The sequence below is a fragment of the Pyrococcus horikoshii OT3 genome (assembly GCF_000011105.1).
Lineage (GTDB): Archaea > Methanobacteriota_B > Thermococci > Thermococcales > Thermococcaceae > Pyrococcus > Pyrococcus horikoshii.
Window position 1 is genome coordinate 928,599 of record NC_000961.1, and the last position, 16,015, is coordinate 944,613.

Consider the following 16,015-nt stretch of genomic DNA (forward strand, 5'->3'; position numbering starts at 1 on the left):
GATAATGAGAAGGATAACTTATGTCACTTAGGGAGGAGTACAGGAGATTTAAGACCAGCACCGGAAGTGTAAAGGCGTCAATTGCAAAGTCCATTTTAAAGGAGTTAATCAAGTTTTCAGGGGAAGAACCCTACTGGGAGAGGGTCGAGGGTGAGTTGAAGATAAAAGAGTATGAAGCCAAAGAAGTTCTTTTATTCTTGGAAAGTATCGGGGAAATTAAGATAAGGAGGTCGAAAAATGGAAGGAGGCTGTACGTTTTAACCCTCAAAAACCTAAGGAAAAACCCTATTACACTAGATAAGTGGATTAAGGTTCAGTAGTCCTTCCCTTTATGCTCGCACCAATTCGGATTTTCCCATTTTCCATGCATCTCTCCTGGGATATGTCCCGTATCTGGCACGGCCTCTTTTAGGTCATATAGGATTTCTATTACCTCTTTCATCTCATCTGGAAGATCCCTCTTTCCCACGTACAGTGATGCCCTCGTTATTACATTATACCTACTGTTTGGAACCTCACTTTTAAGGGAGTCGAACCAAGCTTCTTCACTCGTTTCCCAGCCCTCTAACCCCTTTAGCCTGAAGAGATCGTAGTCATAATAAAGCTGTGGGAACGCCAGAAGCTTCATGTATTCCAGGAATATATAGTTTGCCCTATCCCTATTTTCCTCCATATAAAGTTCCATCAACTCAATTAGGGCTTTACTTATCGTTGCAACGTTTCCAAAGGTAACCCTGGTATCTATGTTCTCCCAAAATCTTGGACAGGAATGATTTGCTAGGAGCATTAGATAATAAATCCTACCAAGTTTTAGGGCTATTGAAGGATCAACTTCACTTATAGGTTCCATTACGTAATCAACGCTCGTATCAAGTTCAAAGTATTCATAATGCTCCTTGAAGAAGATCCTAGCGTACCTAACCAGGAACTCCTTAACAGCTTCAACATCCTTAACTCCCTGGCCTTTAAGTATGTCAATGACTCCAAACCTTATAGTCCTGTTTAACTCCCTGAAGAGCTTCATGAACGCATACTTCCACAGCTGAGAAACCTTTTTCCCCTTATACATTCTGTTAATCACCAAGTTATCCTCCCTTCTAATCCCCGTCCACCTCGTATCGCTAGTCCTTCCATCAAGGCTTAAGTCGAAGTAGTCACTCCAGCTTGAATAATCCTTAACGTTTATTCTGAAGCTCTCGCTACATTCCCCTGGAAGGCTTTTGTACTCTCCTCTCCTTTTCCTCCTCACGAACTCGGCAACGTTAACTATTTCGACTCCCCTTTTCCTCAACCTATCTACCCATTCGAGGAATCTGTCAAGTTGCTCAGGATTCGCAACCAAGCTTTCCAGGTCACTAGATAGGAATACAAGGTACTCTATTCCCTGATTTTCCTTGAATACATCTATGCATCCTTCGGCAACGGCCCTCGTTAATCCCTCTACATCTAACGTATTAAAGGCAAAGGCGTCACTTATTGTATGCACCCTCCCAAAGACGAAGGCGCTCTTACCATCGCAAAGGTATTTGTTGCATGAGAATCTCGCCTGAGGGATGTTAACTCCCACAAATTGCCTCTCGTCGAGGAGAAATATCACATCCTTATCCGTGGATTCCGCAACGATCCTGGCCGTCTGCTTTGTTATTAAATTTTCTGGAAGCCAGAAGGGAACGACATCTTTTCTAGCTATGAAAGGTCTATAAAAGTCAAAGGCGATTTTTGCCAAGATTTCTTGCTCAAAAATACTCAAATGGGGCATTATGGGATGAAAAGGCACCGTAACTGCAGGTTCCACGTGGGTTCCAAGGGTTTCAACTATCTCCCCATATATCTTCGGCTTGTACTTTAATATCATATAAAGCGTGAAGGGTTCAAAGTCAACACTTACGGAACCTTCATTCAGCATTCTAAGCGTGTCATCAACGTATTCATAGGCCTTTATCATGGTTCTTGTCCAGTTCCTCCCCTTAACCTCCTCCTCCCTGATCGTTAAAGCTACTGGGCTAAGCCTTTCCGAGTACTTTATTGGATCCCATCCGGAACCGTCATGAACGTAGATTATATCGCCCGGCTGGTAGGCGTGGAAGTGATAGCCGAACTTCATGAACATGCTAGCCCCCCCTTAGAAACTTTGGAAACTTTAGCATCTTGAACCCCCTTAGAAACCTGGGCATATCCTCATTTCTCGGGAATGCTATCCTCCTCAACTCGTTCCCGCTATAGCTAACAATGATCTTTTCCCTGCTTATCTCTTCTTTCTCCTTATCTTTCATAAGCCCAGCGTGTATCCTCCTGATTCTTTCCCTTCTTCCAACTTCCTTTCCCTCGTTATATGCTTCCTTTACTTCATCGTAGATCCCTAGAGACTCCGCCTCCCTGTATATCGATTCTAGAATATCTCTAACCCACCCAGACCATTCCACGTGCCCATAAAGGCCAACGTAAATCCCGAAGAGATAAGCTTTTTTAACCACATTCTTTTCGTTCAGGATATCTTGTATCTTTATCATTTCAAACTACCTCAAACGGCGATTTATTATAAACAACCAAACCCTGATCCGTGAACTTAAGTAATTTAAGGTTTGGATCGTGTTTCGTTCCCCTCATCTTAAAGATCTGTATCGCCCTGATCATCCTACCCTCATGCATGAAGTAGTGTAGCATTATTATTCCGCTCACCAAATAGTGCTCTTCAGAGTACTTATCTAACTCCACCATCTCAGCTATTAGGTACGTTGTAACCCCAAGATTTTCGAGGCTTCTAACGAACTTCGCTAACTCAACCCTCTTCTCCACGGGATCCTGCAACGGAAAATCTATTGCCGTCAGCGGATCTATAACTAGCCTAGTGATTTTCTCATTTTCAGTAATCTCCCTTATCCTGGACAAAACGCTCCTCCACGTCGGAACTTTGGTTGATTCCCTCCATAGGATTGGCCCCAGGTCGTAAAGTATCAGCCTCCAATTATTTACGTAAACATATACGGAAGGATCAAACCTTACCATATCCCTGACTACTTCCTCAGGCTTGTGGATTAGGGAGATGTAAGCAACCTTCTCCCCTCTCCTTGCACCCTCCAAGAGGAACTGCATTCCGAAGGTTGTCTTACCACTCCCTGGGGGCCCCGTAATCAAATACACCCTTCCGGGAATTAATCCACCCTCAATTAACTCATCAAGTCCCTTAACCCCCGTGGATATCCTTTCCTGTTGTGTCTGCATTTACAATCACCCCTCACTCACAAGTGTTATTTATAGTGCAACAACTAAATAAAAGTATTGAAGATCGAACAACATTAAAAAGTGAAATCACTAAGTAAGGAGTGGGGTGAAAAAATGATATTCGATGCTCACTCAGACTTGCCAACTTACGTATATGAGGAAAGGGAGAAGGGAAGGACTAGAGTCCTCGAAAGCAATTTCGAAAAGTTCTTTACTGGGATCTCGGCTAGGGTTATGAGCGTCTGGAGCAGGCCGGAGAAGAAACCGATAATACTTAGGTACGCCTTGGAGGCATATAACAGGCTGTTCAAGGATGTTAGTGAAAGCGAAAAACTCGTGATAGTTGGTACCGTTAAAGAGATGGAAGATGCAATAAAAGACGGTAAAGTAGCCCTTTGGCTTGGGATGGAAGGAGGGGAACCCATAGAGAGTCTAGACATACTGGAGATATTCCACTCGATTGGATTGAGAGTCTTAACCTTAACTTGGAGCTTAAGGAATCAAATAGGGGATGGTGTCTTTGAAAGAACTAGAGGAGGGTTAACCAACTTTGGAGCTGAAGTCGTTGGAAAGTGCGAAGAGCTTGGGATAATCATAGATCTAAGCCACATAAATGAGCAGGGGTTCTGGGATGTTCTAGACATTACGGGCTTCCCCGTGATAGCTTCCCATTCGAATGCTAAATCCCTTTGCGATAACCCCAGGAATTTAACAGATGAGCAGATAAAAGCTATTGCTGAGAGAGATGGGGTGATAGGGGCTGTGGCTATTCCAGCCTTCGTCGACAAAGATAATCCAACCCTTGAAAAGTACGTTAAGCATATAGAGTACATGGTGGATCTTGTCGGTTACAAGCACGTGGGAATAGGCTTCGACTTCGTCTACTACCTCCCAGGATGGAGTGGAAAGAGCGTTGAAGGACTTGAGGATGAATCTAAGATACCGGATCTAATAAAGGCCCTAGAGGAGAATTTCAGTGAGAAGGAGGTAAAAGGTATAACATTTGAAAACTTCAAGAGGGTATTCGAGAGGGTAGTTGGGTGATGCTCTACTTTATAACTTTTAGAGAAGCAAGGGTACTGCTAAAGTCAAGAGATTTAGCCCTTATTAATGTGGACTTAATGAAAACAGGAAAAAAGATTAGGGTTAGAGTCAGCAAAGATTACGTTGAATTCCCGGACGGCTCCAGAGTTAAGAAGGAGATTATAAAAAGGATAGCAGAAGATGAGGGGAACGTTTATTTCGTAAGGGATGGGGAAGTTTTCAAAGCGGCCATAGCCGGTGAACATTTCTACAAGCTAGTTCCAACGATTCCCCCCACAATTGAGATTAATGGGATAAGGATGCACAGGACTAAGGGTACGGATCCGTTGAAGGATACCATAGCTAAAGTAAACACCGTGAAGCCGAGGGAAGGGGAAGTAGTCCTAGATACGTGCATGGGTCTAGGGTATACAGCTATAGAATCGGCTAAAAGGGGAGCGAGAGTAATAACGATAGAGAAAGATCCCAACGTAATTGAACTAGCTAAGATAAATCCGTGGAGTAGGGAACTCTTTGAATCTCCAAAAATAAAGATTTTACAAGGAGATTCTTTTGATTTAATTAAGAAGTTTGAAGATGAGTCTTTTGACGTTATAATTCACGACCCACCCAGGTTCTCACTAGCCGGCGAACTCTACAGTGAAGAATTCTATATGGAAATGTTTCGGGTCTTAAAGCCAGGGGGTAGATTGTTCCATTACGTTGGTAACCCTGGGAAGAGGTACAGGGGGTTAGACCTTCAGAAGGGAGTGATGGAAAGGTTGAGGAGGGTAGGATTCATGAAAGTGAGGAGGGTTCAAGAGGCCCTGGGAGTATTTGCATTAAAGCCCAGTCTAGAATGAAATGCGCGGGTTAGAGGGCTTTATTCTCAAGAAATCCCACTACTATAAGACTGTTGCTTTTCATACTATTTAGTCCTACGGAAACGAAGTCCTCTACTACGAGAATGGCGTCTACAGGTTCAACGGCTTTCCACACTATTTAGTTCTACGGAAACACAGTTTGCCGAGCAGTTGGGAGCAACTTCCATAGTCTTTCCTCTTTCCACACTATTTAGTTCTACGGAAACATATAGGAGTAGAGACCATAAAAACCTTCCCCTACTAGTTTCCACACTATTTAGTTCTACGGAAACGCGACGAATTATGGAGCCACGCCCGAGCGGGTGAGCATTCCGTTTCCACACTATTTAGTTCTACGGAAACCTCTTTGGGAACTTTTAGAACAGGCAAAAGAGTTACTTAGGGAGCTGTTTCCACACTATTTAGTTCTACGGAAACTTTGTTATTATAGGTCAGCGAATGGGGTGGTTATGGCGGACGAGGAGTGGCAGAGTAGGTTTCCACACTATTTAGTTCTACGGAAACAAAATGCTAGGGAAATCCAAGAGATTGGAGAGTTTCCGTTTCCACACTACTAAGTTCTACGGAAACCTCAATTGCCTTGTCTAGTATAAATCTACCCAGCCATGGTTTCCACACTATTTAGTTCTACGGAAACGGTCTGCAGGGCATGTGGATCACCTTTCTATTATTCACATGTTTCCACACTACTAAGTTCTACGGAAACCCTTGCAGAAGAATGGCTGGAGACTGCAGGAAAGTTGGTAGTGTTTTGTTTCCACACTACTAAGTTCTACGGAAACTAGAGGGAAAGTTGTGATATGCAGAGCGGATGAGAACGAGTAGTTTCCACACTACTAAGTTCTACGGAAACAGAAATTGTTTCAGAAATGTCAATAGTGGACTTGAACAGGTTTCCACACTACTAAGTTCTACGGAAACAAGGAGCCGTCTCCAGGAGCCCATTCCCACCCTTCCTTGTACGTTTCCACACTACTAAGTTCTACGGAAACCTACTAGCAAGGCTGGCAATGTACACAGCAGTAGGGTACAGTTTCCACACTCCTAAGTTCTACGGAAACTAGTTGTATATTGGGCATTGGTTGATGACCTTACTCTCCCGTTTCCACACTACTAAGTTCTACGGAAACCCACAATACGGAGCCAGCAACAGCTCTTGTTTTGTAGTTTCCACACTATTTAGTTCTACGGAAACATAATATAAAATAGGAATAAGAGAGGGAACGGAAAGTGCTTTCCACACTATTTAGTTCTACGGAAACTTTTGTTGGGGGTGGTGAAGGATGAGGGTAGTAATTGCTTTCCACACTATTTAGTTCTACGGAAACTTGACAATCGGGAATTCTCCGGTGAGGGGTAGTCTGGGCAACTCTTCAACTTTCCACACTATTTAGTTCTACGGAAACGCCAAGAAGCCTGAAAAGTCGGAGTGGGAAAAGATAATCTTTCCACACTATTTAGTTCTACGGAAACCGTAGATCCCTCCTATGAGGTGTATGTGCTTGCCAGAAAGTTCTTTCCACACTATTTAGTTCTACGGAAACACGGAGCTCGGGATTAGTCCTGGGACTGTTAGGAAGGAGTTCTTTCCACACTATTTAGTTCTACGGAAACAAGTACGTTATTACCTCACTCGTAAACTCTTCCCGTCTTTCCACACTATTTAGTTCTACGGAAACACGGGGTTGATGATTACATTAAAGTTCCTTACAGTTCTTCTTTAAACTCTTTCCACACTATTTAGTTCTACGGAAACAGAGAAGTTTTACCTTCCGAGCTCGTGAAGTATATACAATCTTTCCACACTATTTAGTTCTACGGAAACTGAAAAGGGTTATAAGTTCTGGCGGTTAAGATTACTCTTTCCACACTATTTAGTTCTACGGAAACCTGGTTCGGTGGAGTGCTTGTGGCTTGGTTCTACTTCTTTCCACACTATTTAGTTCTACGGAAACAAGCTGTCGCCCTTCCTCACCACGGCAATTAAAGTACTTTCCACACTATTTAGTTCTACGGAAACATTAGCGAACGGCATGGTTAAGGAGGTCGGCATAAAGTCCTTTCCACACTATTTAGTTCTACGGAAACCTACTTCATTCCGTCTCCCTCTTTCTCTTATCACCGCCCTTTCCACACTATTTAGTTCTACGGAAACTAGGACTTCGCCGAGCCTTGCACCAGTCCAGCAGGCGTCTTTCCACTTTCCACACTATTTAGTTCTACGGAAACCTTGACGAGAGAATAGTCCAGAAATTAAGAGGAATGGGATACACGATCTTTCCACACTATTTAGTTCTACGGAAACGTGTTACCGTAGCACAGAAGGGTAGCTTCCGTGTCTCTTTCCACACTATTTAGTTCTACGGAAACGCTGCATTCAATGCCGAACCTGCAACTATGCTTTATCTCCTCTTTCCACACTATTTAGTTCTACGGAAACCCTATCGGCCTCAAAGACGCAAAGGCATTCTACGATTACTCTTTCCACACTATTTAGTTCTACGGAAACTGGAACACCTCTACAAATAATGTTGGATAATAAACGTTTCCGTCTTTCCACACTATTTAGTTCTACGGAAACATGTTACATTGACACTATCAGGAGCAAGCCACATAACTTTCCACACTATTTAGTTCTACGGAAACCTCTAGCTACTTCTGCCGGCTCTTCTAGGGATAATACTTTCCACACTATTTAGTTCTACGGAAACACGTGACTAAGTACAGGGTTATCGCAAAGGTTGCCTTCTTTCCACACTATTTAGTTCTACGGAAACAAGGAGGAGGTGAAGGGGATGAAGATTGTTCTAAAAACTTTCCACACTATTTAGTTCTACGGAAACAAGCTGGGGCTTGATACTGCGGACAGGATGGATAGTGCCTTTCCACACTATTTAGTTCTACGGAAACCTCATTGATGGGGAGGATGGGGAAGCTCCTTGCAAAACTTTCCACACTATTTAGTTCTACGGAAACAAGAAATACATTGACAGGAAAGTCATCTATTGGGAGTTCTTTCCACACTATTTAGTTCTACGGAAACATAGTAAAAGAGGAGCAGTACATCAGCGATGACGAGCTTTCCACACTATTTAGTTCTACGGAAACAGAGAATCATAGAGGAGGAGGGTGTGGAGACTGCTTACTTTCCACACTATTTAGTTCTACGGAAACCGGACACTGTGCAGAAGCTCAGGCAAGCCAAGAGTAGTTCCTTTCCACACTATTTAGTTCTACGGAAACCTTGGGAACTGGGTACGGCTGGGGAACTGGATAAGGCTTTTCTTTCCACACTATTTAGTTCTACGGAAACATATTATCCAGCGTCCTACCGTCTTTCGGCACCAGGAAGACTTTCCACACTATTTAGTTCTACGGAAACCTCAAAGACATCTAATAGGCAAATAGGCATAGCTTTCTTTCCACACTATTTAGTTCTACGGAAACCCAGCCTCCTCCCTTGCCTGCTCTGGGAGGAGTTCCCCTTTCCACACTATTTAGTTCTACGGAAACGAAGGGGTGATGGCTTATACATTGTAAGGCCTGGGGACTTTCCACACTATTTAGTTCTACGGAAACACGTTTGGGTAATCCCAGTAAGGGATGAGGCAACCGGCTTTCCACACTATTTAGTTCTACGGAAACAAAATGCTTCGATGGCGTGGAGTACCTTAACAGTCTTCTTTCCACACTATTTAGTTCTACGGAAACACTGTTATGTTGACGCGCTAACACACTCACACGCCCAGTATCTTTCCACACTATTTAGTTCTACGGAAACCGGATAGGGTCACTAAGTAACATTGGCCCCCCTTATGACTTTCCACACTATTTAGTTCTACGGAAACCGAAGTGATAGAATGGTCAGAGTACTGGAAATTACCAGCTTTCCACACTATTTAGTTCTACGGAAACCCAGAAAGGGGAACCTACAGGGCTGTAGTAATCAGAATCTTTCCACACTATTTAGTTCTACGGAAACGCGATTTCCGCAACTACCTTGCCTCCTGGGGGAATTGCTTTCCACACTATTTAGTTCTACGGAAACAAGACATTGTTCCTGATGATGATAAGTTGGAAAGAACTTTCCACACTATTTAGTTCTACGGAAACAACAACTCCATTTTTATCACCTCGTCTGGACGTTAAACTTTCCACACTATTTAGTTCTACGGAAACGCTGTAAAAGGACAGGGGAAACTTGTTGTGGAGGTTTACCTTTCCACACTATTTAGTTCTACGGAAACTTGTAGACAGTGTTTTTGAAGTCAAGCGTCAGTATCAACCTTTCCACACTATTTAGTTCTACGGAAACGTATTTCGAGTCGGATTTCATCTGGTATGCAAGAAACCGCTTTCCACACTATTTAGTTCTACGGAAACCGTTGCTTTCTTAGACGTTGAGGGAGCCGACACGACGCTTTCCACACTATTTAGTTCTACGGAAACAAATTAAGTTTCTGCTCCATGCAATTCCACCTCCTTTCTTTCCACACTATTTAGTTCTACGGAAACCCCAGGACTGCCCTTCTCAGCAATCCCCAGGAGCCTGTACTTTCCACACTATTTAGTTCTACGGAAACTTTTGGGTTTTTTGCTTTATTCGTTTAATAAAGTCTCCTCAAAGTTTATATAATTTACTCACTGTGGGAACCGGTAATACTGGACTTCATTTATAAACCTGACACAAAAATCTAGAAGTCACGAGAACCCTCGAATAAACCATCAACCAAAAATCCTCTCAATTCAACTGGAAAAGAGAGATCGAAACTAAGTTAAATTAATTTAACTCACTAACACTAAAATCCTTCAAAAATAAGCCCTTAACAAGACTCCTAGACTATCCAATTAAGGGGTTAAAACACTTCAAAGTTAAAATAAAGCGTTAAGATAACTCGAATTCCAAATGAATACAATTGACAAGAAATTACCACTATGATGGTAAACAGAAAACAAAAATCCCAATGAGAGAATTAAACTAAAAACAAGACATTAAGAACCCTTAATTATGGAATCTAGACCCGAGCAGGGTATTAAACCAAAAACAAGAGAAAACAAAAAGAGAAAACAAAAACCCGTAACACGAAAACAAAAACAAATGAAAAATTTACCATTCATGATCTCTGTAGCCTAAGAAGAGTCCCCTAAGTCCCGAACCCAGGAAGTCTTTAGCTATAAACTGTCCGAAAAATTCCTCAGTTTCCTTCTCATTCATCCACTTTATATGTTCAGGTATCCCTTCGGCCAGCATATAAACTAAAGACTGTGGAGTTTTTCCTATGTCCAGCGTATAGATCTTCTTGTTCAGCTTTTTGGCCTTCTCAACTTCCCTGCAAACTAGGGAGGAGAACTTTCCATATATTGCCACGGCCACTAGGTAATCAACTTCTGCTATCTTATCGCTTATATCTCTCAGTCCATAATCGGAGGGAAGTATTACATTGTTCGAATTTAGGTTCTCCTCTATTATCTCAAGGATTATTTTTTCTGTTTTAGTATGGTATAGGATAGTTGGCTCACTTAGATAAATGAGGGGCCCAAATTTTTTCCTCTTTCTTTTGAGGAACCCGAACATTTCCAGCACCTCAGATGGGGATCAAAACATCATCATCGACCCCTTTCAGCAGGGATGACACACATCATCGGTTTACAATTTAAATTTCCCTTTTGTAACCCTAGTTCTCGAACTAAATGGCTTTTTTGAGACATAATCATCAGGTACCTTGTAAGACCTATGAAGGAATCCACAAAAGGGACTTATAATCTTTTGTGTTTCTTGAACAGGTTAATATAGTGAACTTTGCCAGCTATCCCTGGTTGTACTTTCTTTTACAGGGTTAACGCTGAATTGCACAAGTAAAGGATACCTTGAACTAGTTCAGGAATATATGTGAGAGAGTCCATTTGGATGTTCTGAGGAGTTAAAGCGAATTAATAAACGCTCTTCATGCCAAAGCTGGGTGGCAATTCTTAGATCAATGGGGAGGCTGGAAAGACAAGTCTAGTGTACCTTTTTGCTGACTGAAGTAGACATGTCGCAAGGATTTTTGTTAGGGATATTACTTATAGCCCCCCTAAGATTCAAAATCTGAAACAGGGTATGAACAAAGTCCTAGCCATGGCATTTAATGAAATTTATTGGTGATCCCATGCTGGTATCCTCAAAAAACTGTTTAAAGTTACTCCCAAGGACAGTCTCTATCACTTGAGATACTCCTCCAGCCTTGCTCGATTGGGCAACTTTAAGGTTTAGAGCTTTATCCATCTCTCTTAGAGGTTGCAGGGCGTGAACGAAGCATTAAGGGAACTAGAGCATTTCTTAGACGGAAGAAGTCCCAGCCTAAGATTGGGCAGATGTGTAGTCTTCCTCTTCAAGATTTATGGGCTTGATTTTAACTCTTCCAGTTTAGGTACTTAGTTTGTGAACTTTAACTTGGTTTACCAGTTTTCATCCTGAGACTTCAAGTAATCCGGTACTCCATGAGATGATCTCTTTGATTTCTTCACCGAGGTTCAATCTCGCCAAAACTTCACAAAGGCTTTAGAGGAACTCATAGGAGGTCAACACTTAAGCCTTCTTAAGCTGTATCAATTTGTCCTCTTTATGAGACTTTTCTCTGAAAAATCTCACTAAGTATTTTTAAGGGGTATAACATAATGGTGAAGTGGTAAAATGGCAGAACCCGTTTTAAAGTGGGCCGGCGGAAAGAGGCAAATCCTCCATTATATAGTCTCTCTAATGCCTTCCGATTATAAGGATAGGCGTTTCCATGAACCATTCTTTGGTGGTGGGGCCGTCACATTTTGGCTGGAGCCAAAAGAGGGAACGATCAACGACATTAATCCAAAGCTGATTAACTTCTACATCATCCTACGTGATTACCCTGAAGAGTTAATTGAAGATGCAAAGATGCATAAGAATGAAAGGGAGTACTACTATAGAATGCGAAGAGAATACAATAAACTTGCCCTCAGTAGTTGGTTTAGGGACTTTGTAAGGAGGGGATTTAAGGTAGAGAGTGAGCAGGATAGGAGAAATGCAATTCGTCTTGCAAGCCTCCTGCTTTACCTGAATAAGACTGCATATAATGGGCTGTACAGGGAGAACAGGAAGGGCGAGTTTAACGTTCCCTTTGGGAGGTACAAAAATCCTAGGATCGTTGATGAGAAGAGATTAAGGGAAGCGAGCAGAGTTTTAAGAAACCTCGAAATTTATAATACTGACTTCTCATATGTCCTCGATAAGGCTAAGGAGGGAGATCTAGTTTACTTTGATCCTCCATACCAGCCCATTTCCCAAACGGCTAGCTTTACAGATTACTCTAAGGAAGGATTCACATACAAGGATCAAATAAGGCTTAGAGATGTGTGCTTAGAACTCCATAGGAGAGGAGTATATTTCATCTTGAGCAATTCTTCAGCTCCAGAGATAGTTAAGCTCTATAAAGATATCCCTGAATTCGACATAATAATTGTGAAAGCAAAGAGGGTTATTAACTCCAAAGCGGATCGTAGGGGCCCTGTTGATGAAATTCTTGTGACTAATGTTCCAAGGGAAGAAAGAGTTGGACTAGAGAAGGCTATTAAGTTAACAAGACAAGAGAGCTATGAAAAACAGGAACAAGGACACAATAGAGAGAGATCAATACTTGAGTGGATTAATTAAATCCTTAGTCCTGCTTTTTTCATAGCATTAACAGGGTGTTCTCCTTTCATTACATCAACGAACATCTGATATGCCAGTTTTCGACCTTTGTATCCCTTTTCAGGCGGTATTCCTGTTCGAATATCCACTCAAGAGCATGCAGGATATATTCCAAGGTATATCCAGGAGCTTTGCTAAATTTTCTTTTTGTATCCTCATCTATTGACTGCAATATTTCCTCCATAGAAGCATCCTTTTTAGTTATTAAATCAAAAAGTATCTGTCCAATTTCTTTGCTGTAACATAAAAATCAATTAGGAAATGCGCGTGCTTTGGGTATATTCTCTTTTTCCTGGAAATTTCACTTTAACAATAAAATCCCTATCCCCTTTTTTACCCGGTTCCTTCCAGAGAATTGTTCCGTCTGATAATATTTTACGAGGCATTTATGTCACTATTAGGCACCTTTTTTCTCAGCTTTTTAAATAACTTTATATGCCCGGAGCAATTAAGATAAGAGGGAGGTGATCGGATAATGACCTATTGGATCTGCATTACGAACAGGGAGAATTGGGAAGTCATAAAGAGGCATAATGTATGGGGGGTTCCAAAGAAACATAAGAATACTCTTTCAAGGGTTAAACCAGGGGATAAGCTCGTGATATACGTGAGGCAAGAAAAAGATAAAGAAGGAAATTTGCTTGAACCAAAGATCGTAGGAATTTATGAGGTTACAAGTGAACCTTACGTCGACTTTAGCCGTATCTTTAAGCCCCACAGGGGAGGTAAGGAAACTTACCCATACAGGGTGAAGATAAAACCTATTAAAATAGGGGAAATCAATTTTAAGCCGCTAATCAACGACTTAAAGTTCATTAAGAACAAGAAGAGATGGTCAATGCACTTTTTTGGGAAGGCCATGAGGGAGCTACCTGAGGAGGACTATAAGCTGATTGAGAAACTATTATTATGATTCTAGCATGAGCCTCACGTTAGTGCTCTCGTAATCCTCAATTACCGCGAACATTCCCCCGACCTTTACGATCCCTTTTTCCGTTTCTATTTGAATGTTGTTCACTCCCTCCCTGAAGGAAAGGGTGTAACCCACAACCTTCCCGTAGAGCTTTTCCACTTCTCCAGTCTTTACGTTCCTACCGACGATCTCGCTGAAGATCGTTGAAGAGGGAAGGTGTCTTTTCACGAAGTCTGCAGCATGAAAGACCGCGAAGAATCTTATATCCTGGGGATTCATTATCTGCTCAACTTCAAGTGATGACTCCTTAAATATCTCAAGGGTTAGGCTATACTGGGAGAATATTATCTCCTTAAACGTCGACTTAAAGCTTGGAGGGGAGGGAGGCATGAAGCTGACGTTCTGAATTGTTGCAACGACCTTTCCATCCGCTAGCCCTATTAAATGGTTAAACTTCGTAAACCTTCTTAAGAAAAAGTTTCCCCTCCCCTCAAAATCCGAGATATCTGGAACTTTATCTATATAAAGTGAAAGGGTTACCCCCCTGTCTAGAATACCAATAAGGGTTTCTCTAATGCTCTTAAAGAATTCACTTGGGGTTACAACTATAACCTCATTTTCTGATGATTCCAGGGTTTCCTTGAACATTTCTATGGCTTCCTCAAAATCGTGACTCCTCCATATCGAGGGCCTACATCTCTCCTCCCTTTTAACTTCAGAAATCGCTTTCTCTAGCTTCTCTGAAATTTCATCTAGTTCTTTTTTAAATCTAAGGAAAGCTATCCTGGGAGAATAAGCTGCATAAACCTTGGGATTTCCTTCGATTTCTGTGACAAATCCCCTAACTTTTAGGGAAGATATCGTGTCGTAAACCCTGTTATAGGGGATTCCGCTTCGAATTGAGATCTCCTTAGCGGTACTTGGACCGTAAACGAGTAGAGTCCAATAGGTTAGCACCTCGTACTTGGTGAAGCCAAGTTCTATCAAAGATTGAAGGATTTCGGGAGGAATTTCCATTGTCTCATCCTCCGAGGGAGTTCAAGATATCCAAGTACCTTTCCATATGTTTAGTTATTATGAAGTTTTTCCTCACCCTTTCCTTGGCCTTAGCTCCCATCTCCTTCGATACCTCTGGATGTTTAAGGAGATAGAGCACCTTCTCAACGGCTTCATTTGCATCCCTTACCAAGAATCCAGTCTCCCCATCTACTATCTGGAACTTAATACCGCCAACTGCTCTACCAATTACAGGTTTTCCCTTCCACATAGCCTCGGTAACTGTTAACCCGAACCCTTCCCTTATCGACATTTGTAATATAACATCGCTAGCCCTTTGGAAGGCGTTAACCTCCCTCGCGTGAACCCCTATTAAATTCGTCAGGACTTTCACATCGTAGTCTTCTCCTATCTTCCTTAGGGTCTTTTCGAAGTAGATCCATCCCTCTGGGTCGTCGTGGGCCATGACCCCAACTAGGAGTAGCTGAACTCCTGGGATCTTTTCCTTAACCTTTCTGTAAATCTCGATAACGTCGAATATCCCTTTCCATGGATCGAACCTTGAGACCTGGGTTATTATAGGTTTCTCCGGATCAACGTCGAATCTCTCAAGGATTCTTAGGATTTCCGTCTGCTTAAGCTCAACGTTCTTTTCGCTCAGGGGATCTATCGATGGAGGCATTATAACGGCCTTATTCCTATCTAACTCAGGCTGAACGTACTCAGGAAGGTGGAAGATATATCTGTCGTACTTCTCCACGAACCTCCTCAGGAACTCCCAGAATTCTCTGTTTGGTGAGCTGAGATCTATGTGGCACCTCCAGAGCCATGGGCTCTTCTTCTCGTAGAACTCTATAAGGGCGGCCGGCTGGGGGTCGTGGACTAGAACGTAGTCAAAGCTTGAAAGGTCAATGAATTTAGAATTTTCCCTGTTCACATTGAGGTAAAGTTCTTTCATCTCCTCCGTTAGCTTGAGGGATTCGTTACCTTGAAGTGCGTTGTGAAAGGTCTTCGTGACGTTGAAGAATTCCGTGGGCCCCTCGATTACGAACCACCTTGCTTCAATTCCAATGCTCCTCAGTAGGGGTACCAAGCTGTGGAGTATCTCGGCGACACCTCCTCCGAAGGAAGTTGAGTTCACATGGACGAAACTTCTTCCTTTCAATTTCTCGGCCTTTTCCTGGATTTTGCTAACTTCTTCCTCCCCTATTATGCTTTTATAGTCTTCAAGCTTTCTTTTCCCCGAACTAAATTCCTTAACCTCGTACATCT

Annotated in this window: 12 protein-coding genes and 1 CRISPR repeat array; of the genes, 5 read left to right on the forward strand and 7 right to left on the reverse strand. The window is 42.2% G+C overall.

All coding sequences use genetic code 11. The features are described 5' to 3' along the window. Positions 1-20: 20 nt before the first annotated feature. Positions 21-320: a hypothetical protein gene (locus tag PH_RS04820; protein ID WP_048053279.1), complete on the forward strand. Its 300-nt coding sequence runs from the start codon at positions 21-23 to the stop codon at positions 318-320. Here PH_RS04820 and PH_RS04825 read toward each other — a convergent pair. The 3 genes from PH_RS04825 to PH_RS04835 are packed head-to-tail and all read right to left on the reverse strand — an operon-like array spanning position 314 to position 3,222. Beyond that, on the reverse strand, positions 314-2,110 hold the full coding sequence (locus PH_RS04825; protein ID WP_010885110.1) for a glycoside hydrolase: 1,797 nt from the start codon (positions 2,108-2,110) through the stop codon (positions 314-316). The genes PH_RS04820 and PH_RS04825 overlap by 7 nt on opposite strands. 1 nt (position 2,111) lies before the next feature. Then, entirely contained in the window at positions 2,112-2,510 is a 399-nt protein-coding gene (locus PH_RS04830) for a hypothetical protein (RefSeq protein WP_010885111.1), read from the reverse strand. A gap of 1 nt (position 2,511) precedes the next feature. Further along, positions 2,512-3,222 carry an RAD55 family ATPase gene (locus tag PH_RS04835; protein WP_010885112.1) on the reverse strand — a complete coding sequence of 237 codons (711 nt, stop codon included), beginning with the start codon at positions 3,220-3,222 and terminating at the stop codon, positions 2,512-2,514. Positions 3,223-3,336: 114 nt separating this feature from the next. On the opposite strand from PH_RS04835, the gene PH_RS04840 reads away from it, so the two are divergent. After that, positions 3,337-4,266: a dipeptidase gene (locus PH_RS04840; protein WP_048053280.1), complete on the forward strand. Its 930-nt coding sequence runs from the start codon at positions 3,337-3,339 to the stop codon at positions 4,264-4,266. Further along, a complete protein-coding gene (locus tag PH_RS04845; protein WP_048053281.1) occupies positions 4,266-5,108 on the forward strand; it encodes a class I SAM-dependent methyltransferase in 843 nt (280 codons plus the stop codon). The genes PH_RS04840 and PH_RS04845 overlap by 1 nt, the downstream gene beginning before the upstream one ends. A gap of 56 nt (positions 5,109-5,164) precedes the next feature. Beyond that, a CRISPR array of direct repeats spans positions 5,165-9,712; the repeat unit is 29 nt; unit sequence CTTTCCACACTATTTAGTTCTACGGAAAC. A 524-nt stretch (positions 9,713-10,236) separates the two neighbouring features. Here the strand turns inward: PH_RS04845 and PH_RS04850 are convergent. After that, positions 10,237-10,704 (reverse strand): hypothetical protein, encoded by a 468-nt coding sequence (locus PH_RS04850; RefSeq protein ID WP_048053282.1) that lies wholly within the window; start codon positions 10,702-10,704, stop codon positions 10,237-10,239. Between the two features lie 1,098 nt (positions 10,705-11,802). On the opposite strand from PH_RS04850, the gene PH_RS04855 reads away from it, so the two are divergent. Continuing rightward, entirely contained in the window at positions 11,803-12,795 is a 993-nt protein-coding gene (locus PH_RS04855) for a DNA adenine methylase (RefSeq protein WP_010885119.1), read from the forward strand. A gap of 49 nt (positions 12,796-12,844) precedes the next feature. Here PH_RS04855 and PH_RS10005 read toward each other — a convergent pair whose 3' ends face one another. Next, a complete protein-coding gene (locus PH_RS10005) occupies positions 12,845-13,018 on the reverse strand; it encodes a hypothetical protein (RefSeq protein WP_010885120.1) in 174 nt (57 codons plus the stop codon). Positions 13,019-13,309: 291 nt separating this feature from the next. On the opposite strand from PH_RS10005, the gene PH_RS04860 reads away from it, so the two are divergent. Beyond that, positions 13,310-13,747, forward strand: a complete 438-nt coding sequence (locus PH_RS04860) for an EVE domain-containing protein (protein WP_010885121.1) — start codon at positions 13,310-13,312, stop codon at positions 13,745-13,747. Here PH_RS04860 and trmB read toward each other — a convergent pair. Both trmB and treT read right to left on the reverse strand, forming a co-directional pair. Further along, positions 13,742-14,764 carry an HTH-type sugar-sensing transcriptional regulator TrmB gene (gene trmB, locus PH_RS04865; RefSeq protein ID WP_010885122.1) on the reverse strand — a complete coding sequence of 341 codons (1,023 nt, stop codon included), beginning with the start codon at positions 14,762-14,764 and terminating at the stop codon, positions 13,742-13,744. The two genes, PH_RS04860 and trmB, sit on opposite strands and share 6 nt — an antisense overlap. Before the next feature lie 4 nt (positions 14,765-14,768). After that, positions 14,769-16,013, reverse strand: a complete 1,245-nt coding sequence (gene treT, locus PH_RS04870; RefSeq protein ID WP_048053283.1) for a trehalose synthase — start codon at positions 16,011-16,013, stop codon at positions 14,769-14,771. Between the last annotated feature and the right edge of the window lie 2 nt (positions 16,014-16,015).